8 protein-coding genes are annotated in these 7795 nt (G+C 70.5%); 4 read left to right on the top strand and 4 right to left on the bottom strand.

What is annotated here, in order from left to right; all coding sequences use genetic code 11:
* The 4 genes from nhaA to JGS39_RS41195 all read left to right on the top strand — a co-directional run.
* The coding region (gene nhaA / locus JGS39_RS33620; protein ID WP_219573540.1) for a Na+/H+ antiporter NhaA at positions 1-1384 on the top strand (1384 nt) is incomplete at its 5' end.
* A gap of 39 nt (positions 1385-1423) precedes the next feature.
* Positions 1424-1954, top strand: coding sequence for a phage holin family protein (locus JGS39_RS33615; protein ID WP_219573539.1), 531 nt, complete (start codon positions 1424-1426; stop codon positions 1952-1954).
* Complete coding sequence (locus JGS39_RS33610; protein ID WP_219573538.1) at positions 1951-2997, top strand: alpha/beta fold hydrolase; 1047 nt, start codon at positions 1951-1953, stop codon at positions 2995-2997. The genes JGS39_RS33615 and JGS39_RS33610 overlap by 4 nt, the downstream gene beginning before the upstream one ends.
* A gap of 105 nt (positions 2998-3102) precedes the next feature.
* Positions 3103-3306, top strand: a complete 204-nt coding sequence (locus JGS39_RS41195; protein WP_236064455.1) for a hypothetical protein — start codon at positions 3103-3105, stop codon at positions 3304-3306.
* A gap of 100 nt (positions 3307-3406) precedes the next feature.
* On the opposite strand, the gene JGS39_RS33605 is transcribed toward JGS39_RS41195, so the two are convergent.
* The 4 genes from JGS39_RS33605 to JGS39_RS33590 form a co-directional block, all read right to left on the bottom strand.
* On the bottom strand, positions 3407-4612 hold the full coding sequence (locus tag JGS39_RS33605) for a MarP family serine protease (protein ID WP_219573537.1): 1206 nt from the start codon (positions 4610-4612) through the stop codon (positions 3407-3409).
* An 87-nt stretch (positions 4613-4699) separates the two neighbouring features.
* The gene (locus JGS39_RS33600; protein ID WP_219573536.1) at positions 4700-5440 is read right to left on the bottom strand and encodes an NUDIX hydrolase; all 741 of its coding nucleotides are present in this window, start codon (positions 5438-5440) and stop codon (positions 4700-4702) included.
* A 61-nt stretch (positions 5441-5501) separates the two neighbouring features.
* Positions 5502-6335 carry an endonuclease III gene (nth, locus tag JGS39_RS33595; RefSeq protein ID WP_219573535.1) on the bottom strand — a complete coding sequence of 278 codons (834 nt, stop codon included), beginning with the start codon at positions 6333-6335 and terminating at the stop codon, positions 5502-5504.
* 72 nt (positions 6336-6407) lie between these two features.
* The gene (locus tag JGS39_RS33590; protein WP_219573534.1) at positions 6408-7445 is read right to left on the bottom strand and encodes a DUF8832 domain-containing protein; all 1038 of its coding nucleotides are present in this window, start codon (positions 7443-7445) and stop codon (positions 6408-6410) included.
* Between the last annotated feature and the right edge of the window lie 350 nt (positions 7446-7795).

Below are 7795 nucleotides of genomic sequence, written 5' to 3'. Positions count from 1 at the left end.
CCCCTCCCCCCGCCGCACCTTCCTGGGCCGTCTGCCGCTCCCCGAGCGGAACTACCTCACCGACGCCCTGCGTACCGAGACGGTCGGCGGAGTCATACTCCTGGTCGCCGCCGTGGCAGCCCTCGTCTGGGCGAACACCTTCGGATCGAGCTACGCCAGCGTCAGCCACTTCCACTTCGGGCCCGGGGTGCTCGGTCTCCACCTGTCCGTCGCGCACTGGGCCGCCGACGGACTGCTCGCCGTCTTCTTCTTCGTCGCGGGAGTGGAGCTCAAGCGCGAACTCGTCGCGGGCGAACTGCGCGACCCCAAGGCGGCCGCGCTCCCGGTCGTCGCCGCCCTGTGCGGCATGGCGGTACCGGCGGTCGTCTACACGCTCGTGGCTGTGCTCGGCGACGGCTCCACCGGTGGCTGGGCCGTGCCCACGGCCACCGACATCGCGTTCGCGCTCGCAGTCCTCGCCGTCATCGGCACCTCGCTGCCCGCCGCGCTCCGCGCGTTCCTGCTGACCCTCGCCGTGGTCGACGACCTCTTCGCGATCCTGATCATCGCGGTCTTCTTCACCGAGAACATCGACTTCGTCGCGTTGATCGGCGCCTTCGCCGGTCTCGCCGTCTTCTACCTCCTGCTGCGGTTCAACGTCCGCGGCTGGTACGTCTACGTGCCGCTCGCCCTGGTCATCTGGGGGCTGATGTACAACAGCGGCATCCACGCCACCATCGCCGGTGTCGCCATGGGCCTGATGCTGCGCTGCACCCGGCGCGAGGGCGAGGAGCACTCCCCCGGCGAACGCATCGAGCACCTGGTCCGCCCGCTGTCGGCCGGTCTCGCCGTACCGCTGTTCGCGCTCTTCTCCGCCGGCGTCTCCCTCTCCGGCGGCGCGCTGGCCGGCGTGTTCACCCGCCCCGAAACGCTCGGTGTCGTCCTGGGGCTCGTCATCGGCAAGACGATCGGCATCTTCGGCGGTACGTGGCTGGCCACCCGGTTCACCAAGGCGGAGCTGAACAAGGACCTGGCCTGGGCCGATGTCTTCGCGGTCGCCGCACTCGCCGGCATCGGCTTCACCGTCTCCCTGCTCATCGGGGAGCTCGCCTTCGTCGGCGACGACGACATGATCAACGAGATCAAGGCATCGGTTCTCATCGGTTCCCTGATTGCCGCCGTACTCTCCGGTGTACTGCTCAAACTTCGGGTACGCAGATACCGGGCGCTGTTCGACGCGGAGGAACTCGACGAGGACGCGTCCGGGATTCCGGACATCTACGAACAGGACGATCCGGAGTACCACCTGCGGATGGCCGCGCTCTACGAGAAGAAGGCGGCCGAGCACCGCCGCCTTGCCCAAGTGGCGGGGGCAGCGAGCAACAAGCCGGACAGTCCGGCATGATCTGACATCGGATGTGTTGAACAGGAGAGGGAGTCAGGGATGAGCGACCCCGGCAATTACGCGGGCAGCGCCGACCGCAGTCTCGGCCAACTGGTCGCCTCGGCGACGGCCGAACTGTCTGCGCTGGTGCACGACGAGATTGCCCTGGCCAAGGCCGAGGTGCGACAGGACGTCAAGCGTGGCGTCATCGGCAGCGTGGCGTTCATCGTCACGGGCGTGCTCATTCTGTTCGCGATCCCGGTGCTGAGCTTCGCGGCCGCGTACGGAATCCACAACCTGGGACTCGGCCTCGCCTGGTCGTTCCTGATCGTGGGCGGTGCGTTCATCCTGCTGGGGATCCTGCTCGCGCTCTTCGGCCTTGCCAAGTTCAAGAAGGTCAAGCCGCCGGAGAAGTCCATCGCCTCGGCGAAGCAGACCGCCGCCGTCCTCCAGGGTGTCAAGCCGCACCCGCGTGCGAGCGTCGGCGCGGACGTGATCCTGCCGGTGGGCGGCAGCACACTTGCGGACAAGGCCATCGAGAACCGTCCGGTCCAGGACAAGGCGTCTGCTGTGGCACGCTCATCCACATGACGGTCCCCGATTCCAGCGCATTTCGCCCCGTGGGCCCGGAGGACCGGGCGGGCCACGAGAGGCCTGCCGGTCCGGCGGGCCACACCCCCGGCCCTGCCGACGGTGGTCAGCCGCCCGCGTCCGCGGCCGGCGGTCCCGTCCGTCTCGACGGCCCCTGGACCCATCGGGACGTCGCGGCCAACGGCGCCCGCTTCCACATCGCCGAAATGGGCGAAGGCCCGCTGGTCCTGCTCCTGCACGGTTTCCCGCAGTTCTGGTGGACCTGGCGCCACCAGCTTCCGGCCCTCGCCGACGCGGGCTTCCGCGCCGTGGCGATGGACCTGCGCGGGGTGGGCGGCAGCGACCGGACGCCCCGCGGCTACGACCCCGCCAACCTGGCACTCGACATCACCGGCGTGATCCGCTCACTCGGCGAACCGGACGCTGCGCTGGTCGGCCATGACATGGGCGGGTACCTGGCCTGGACGGCCGCGGTGATGCGCCCCAAGCTGGTGCGCCGGCTGGTGGTCTCCTCGATGCCGCATCCGCGCCGGTGGCGCTCCTCGATGCTCTCCGACTTCGCCCAGTCCCGTGCCGGCTCGTACATCTGGGGCTTTCAGCGGCCCTGGGTGCCGGAGCGTCAGCTCGTGGCGGACGACGCGGCGTTGGTGGGACGGCTGATCCACGAGTGGGCGGGCCCGGGGACCGCGGAGTTCCCGGACGACACTGCGCTGGGCGTGTACCGGCGTGCCATGTCCATCCCGTCGACCGCCCACTGCTCGATCGAGCCCTACCGGTGGATGGTGCGCTCGCTGGCACGGCCGGACGGCATCCAGTTCAACCGGCGCATGAAGCGGCCGGTGCGGGTGCCGACCCTGCATCTGCACGGTTCACTCGATCCGGCGGTCCGCACCCGTAGTTCGGCGGGTTCCGGCGAGTACGTCGAGGCACCGTACCGTTGGCGACTTTTCGACGGTCTGGGTCACTTCCCCCATGAGGAGGATCCTGCCGGGTTCTCGGCCGAACTCATCAACTGGCTCAAGGATTCCGAGCCCGACCGCTAGCCCGCGGGCACACATGTCCGACGAACAGCCACTTGCCTGCCGCATAGGCCAATTGGCTGGCGGATGGGCGATTACCGACCATGCGTCACGGGCAGACGTCCGGGTATGGGCTGGACGCACGACTTCGGTGACGCAGCACGCAATCGTCGCTCGACCGCCACGGCGGTATCGGGCACTCATGAGGGGGGCGGCCTCCAGGGCCGGGTGCACGCTATGCATGTTCTGCATGATCCCCGGCTCGGCATTCCGCGCATTCTCCGCCGCCGGGCCCGCTGGGTCTCGGCGCGGCTGCGCCACCCGCGCGGATGATCCGCGGTCCCGCCACCCTTGAGGCGGGACCTTCGACCCACGCTCCTAAAAGGCGCACCCCTGGCCGCGCTCCTAAGAGGCGTACCCCCTGGCCACGTTCCTAAAGGGCGCACCCCTGGCTGTCGACCTCCTGGTTGGCGGTACGTCCCTGCGTGATGTCCTGGCGGATCTCGTCGGCCGTGAGGGCGTAACCGGTGTCGGGGTCGTCGAGCGACTTGGCGAAGACGACTCCGTACACCTTGCCGTCGGGCGTCAGCAGCGGGCCGCCGGAGTTGCCCTGACGGACCGTCGTGTAGAGCGAGTAGACATCGCGGCGGACGGTGCCGCGGTGGTAGATGTCGGGCCCGTTCGCGTCGATGCGGGCCCGGACACGCGCGGAGCGCACGTCGTACGAGCCGTTCTCCGGGAACCCCGCGACGATCGCGCTGTTCCCGGTCGCGGCGTCGTGGTCGGTGTCGGTGAACCGCAACGGCTTCGCGTCGAGGTCCGGCACGTCGAGTACGGCGATGTCGCGCTGCCAGTCGTAGAGGACGACCTTCGCGTCGTACAGGCGTCCCTGGCCGCCGATCTGCACGGTCGGTTCGTCGACGCCGCCGACGACGTGGGCGTTGGTCATCACCCGGCGGTCGGAGAAGACGAATCCGGTGCCTTCGAGGACCTTGCCGCAGCTCGGGGCCGTACCGACGACCTTGACGATCGAATCCTTGGCGCGGGCCGCCACGGGGCTGCCGGCCAGGGCCGGGTCGGGGGCCCTGACCTCGGTGATGGGTTCGTTGGCGAACGGGCTGAAGACCTGCGGGAAGCCGTTCTGCGCGAGGACCGAGGAGAAGTCCGTGAACCAGGTGGAGGCCTGGGGCGGCATCACCCGGGAGATGCCGAGCAGGACGGAGGAGCTGCGGACCTCCTTGCCCAGCGTCGGCAGGGACGTGCCCGCCAGCGCGGAACCGATCAGCCAGGCCACCAACAGCATCGCGACGACGTTGACGAGGGAGCCGCCGGTCGCGTCGAGCGCGCGCGCGGGCGACCACGTGATGTACCGGCGGAGCTTGTTCCCCAGGTGGGTGGTGAAGGCCTGGCCCACCGAGGCGCACACGATCACGATGACGACCGCGACGATGGCCGCGGTCGACGAGACCTCCGAGCCGTCCGTCACCTGGTCCCACAGGATGGGGAGCAGATAGACGGCGACGAGACCGCCGCCCAGGAACCCGATCACCGACAGAATGCCGACGACGAACCCCTGGCGGTAGCCGATGACCGCGAACCACACGGCGCCGGCCAGCAGCAGGATGTCCAGCACGTTCACCGTCTATTGCCTCGCAGATTCGTCACCGGGCCCGTACGTCTCCCCGTGGCCGGGAAGGCCCGGCGGCGGAGCTCGGGAGTCAGCCTGTCATGCGCGCCAGTCGAGCGGCACCTGCTTGGCCCTGTCCCAGGGGCGCTCCCAGCCTGCGAAGTGCAGAATCCGGTCGATCACCCCTGCCGTGAACCCCCATACGAGTGCGGATTCGACCAGAAACGCCGGGCCGCGGTGGCCGCTGGGATGGCGCGTGGTCACCCGGTTGGCCGGATCCGTGAGATCCGCCACGGGCACCGTGAAGACCCGGGCGGTCTCGGCCGGATCCACGACCCCGACCGGGCTGGGTGAACGCCACCAGCCGAGGACGGGAGTCACCACGAAGCTGCTCACGGGGATGTAGAGCCGGGGCAGCACGCCGAAGATCTGCACCCCGTGCGGATCGAGGCCGGTCTCCTCCTCCGCCTCGCGCAGCGCGGCCCGGAGCGGTCCCGTCGTCTCCTGGTCGCCGTCGGCCGGATCCAGCGAGCCGCCGGGGAAGGAGGGCTGGCCCGGATGGGAGCGCAGGCTTCCGGCGCGCTCCATCAGGAGCAGTTCCGGCCCGCGTGCGCCCTCGCCGAACAGGACGAGCACCGCGGACTGCCGCCCGGCGCCGCTCGCGGGCGGCAGAAAGCGGCTGAGCTGCTGCGGCTCGATGGTCCGCGCGGCTCGGGCGACGGGATCCAGCCAGTCGGGCAGGCCCTCGGTCGTGACGTCGATCGCGGCGTCGGCGGCGATGTCGTTGCCGGCGTCCTGCGCGGCGGCGGCCGCGTCCGTGCTGTGTTCATGCGTCTTCATAGGCACCCCTCGTTTCACAACGCCTGTCCTCACGCATTTCGTTCCGGAGCGCCTCGCCGGGTCAGCCTGCGCCCAGCGCGGGGGCGGGGCTGCCCGGGTAGTCCGACGGCGGCTTCAGCCGCTGGCCCGGCTGACCGCCCATCTCGTACTTCAGCAGCTTCCTGGCCTTCTCGGGGTCCGTCTCGCCCTCCCCGTACGAAGGACAGAGCGGGGCGACCGGACAGGCACCGCAGGCGGGGCGGCGGGCGTGGCAGACGCGGCGGCCGTGGAAGACGACGCGATGGGAGAGCATCGTCCATTCGCTCTTGGGGAAGATCGTCGCGATCTCCGCCTCGACCTTCTCCGGATCCTCCTGCTCGGTCCACTTCCAGCGGCGGACCAGCCGGCCGAAGTGCGTGTCGACGGTGATGCCCGGTACACCGAAGGCATTGCCGAGGACGACGTTGGCCGTCTTGCGGCCGACCCCGGGCAGGGTCACGAGATCGGCGAGGCGTCCCGGCACCTCGCCGCCGAAACGGTCCCGGAGGGCGACGGAGAGGCCTATGAGCGACTTGGTCTTGGCCCGGAAGAAGCCCGTCGGCCGGATGATCTCTTCCATCTCCTCCGGGACGGCCATCGCCATGTCCTCCGGAGTCGGGTACTTCGCGAACAGCGCCGGCGTCGTCTGGTTCACCCTCAGGTCCGTCGTCTGCGCCGACAGCACGGTGGCCACCAGCAGCTCGAACGGCGACTCGAAGTCCAGCTCCGGATGTGCGTACGGATACGTCTCCGCCAGGACACGGTTGATCTTCCGCGCACGCCGCACCATCGCCAGGCGCGACTCCGGTTTCCCCGGCTTCGCAGCCGCCTTCACCACGGGTTCGGCCGCCGGCTTACGGACCTTGCTCTCTGCCATGCCCGAAGGCTACGCCGAAGGCGCGAAGCCCCGGGGCCGGTTCTCTTCGGGCGCGGACCGGCCGTGGGCGCTTCAGTGCCGGTGATCGCCGTCGTGCTCCGCGGAAGCGGAGGCAGACGCCGAAGTGGTCGGGGAAGCTGCCGTCTGGCTGTCGGCGGCAGCGACCGTGAAGGCCGCGGTGCGGACCACGCCCCCGTGCCGGAAGTCCAGGAAGAGGCGGTAGCCGCCCCGGCTCGGCGCGGTGGTGGTGAAGGTGATGTCCGGGCCGGGCGCGGTGCCGTCGCCGGGCTCTCCGTCGGGGTGGACGTGCAGATAGGCGAGGTCACCGGCCCGCAGGGCGACCAGGTGGCCGTACGCGCCGAGGTAGGGCTGAAGGTCGGTGACGGGCCTGCCGTCCTTGGCCACGGCGAGGCCGATCCGCGTGGAGCGGCCCGGGACGAGGTCGCCGGTGAGGGTGACCTGGTAGCCGTCGACGGTGACGGTGCGCCCTGTCCTGGCCGGCGGTACGGGGCGCAGGTCGCCGGCGGCATGCAGATCGGCGCCGAGGGTGAGGCCCTGCGAGGCGCCGGCCGGGGTGAAGTCGGCGAAGACGCGGTACTCGCCGGCGGCGGGCAGGGCGGTGGAGGTCCGCCAGGTGCCGTCGGCGGCGCGGGTGGGATGCAGGTGCTGGAAGGTGGAGAGGTCGCGCGGGGCGACGATGAGGTGCAACTCCTTGCCGTGCGCGGTCCGGTAGGCGGTGACGGGCTTGCCGTCCGCCCCGAGGATCCGGAAGCGCAGGTCGGCGGGGGCACCGGCGGTGACGTACGGGTCGCCGAGGCTGAGCGTGTAGCCGCCTTCGGAGATCTGCAGGCCCCCGGGCAGCAGACCGGCACTGTCCGAGGCACTGACGCTGTCCGAGGCACCATCGCCGCCCGGGCCCCCGTCGCGGCCCGAGGCGCCGTCGCCGCCCAGGGAGGCCTGATCCGAAGGCGCGGCGGAGGCGTGCCCCGCTTGCGCGGCGGTGGCCGGCTTCGCGGACGGGCCGCCGGTGGCGTGGCCGATGCCGTACGAGGCGCCGAAGACGGTGGCGAGACCGGCGGAGAAGGCGGTGATCTTCAGGGCGGTGTTCATGGCGGACTCCTCGGCGAATCGAGCGGGCGGGACACCTGCGGGGTTCGGACCCACGCCGGCAGTACATACCCCCCAGGGGTATTAGGTCAACCCAGATTTCGATACCGGCTGGGGGTATGCAACGCAGGGCGGGAACCCTCCCCCCGCACCTCCCACCACCACACGGAGGACCCGTTCGCCGTCGTTCTCGCGACCCCTGACACCCTGTTCACCCACAGCGGAATCGCGACCCGCCGACACCCGGTCAGCCCCCTCGGCCTGCACGCTGACCGGGTGTCGGCGGGTCGCGATTCCGCTGTGGGTGAACAGGGTGTCAGGGGTCGCGAGAACGACGGCGAACGGGTCCTCCG

Origin of the sequence: Streptomyces poriferorum (genome assembly GCF_019399235.1) — a bacterium.
In the GTDB taxonomy this organism is placed as follows: domain Bacteria; phylum Actinomycetota; class Actinomycetes; order Streptomycetales; family Streptomycetaceae; genus Streptomyces; species Streptomyces poriferorum.
The sequence above is the reverse complement of the archived record's forward strand: the minus strand, read 5'-3'. Positions and strand labels throughout refer to the sequence as shown.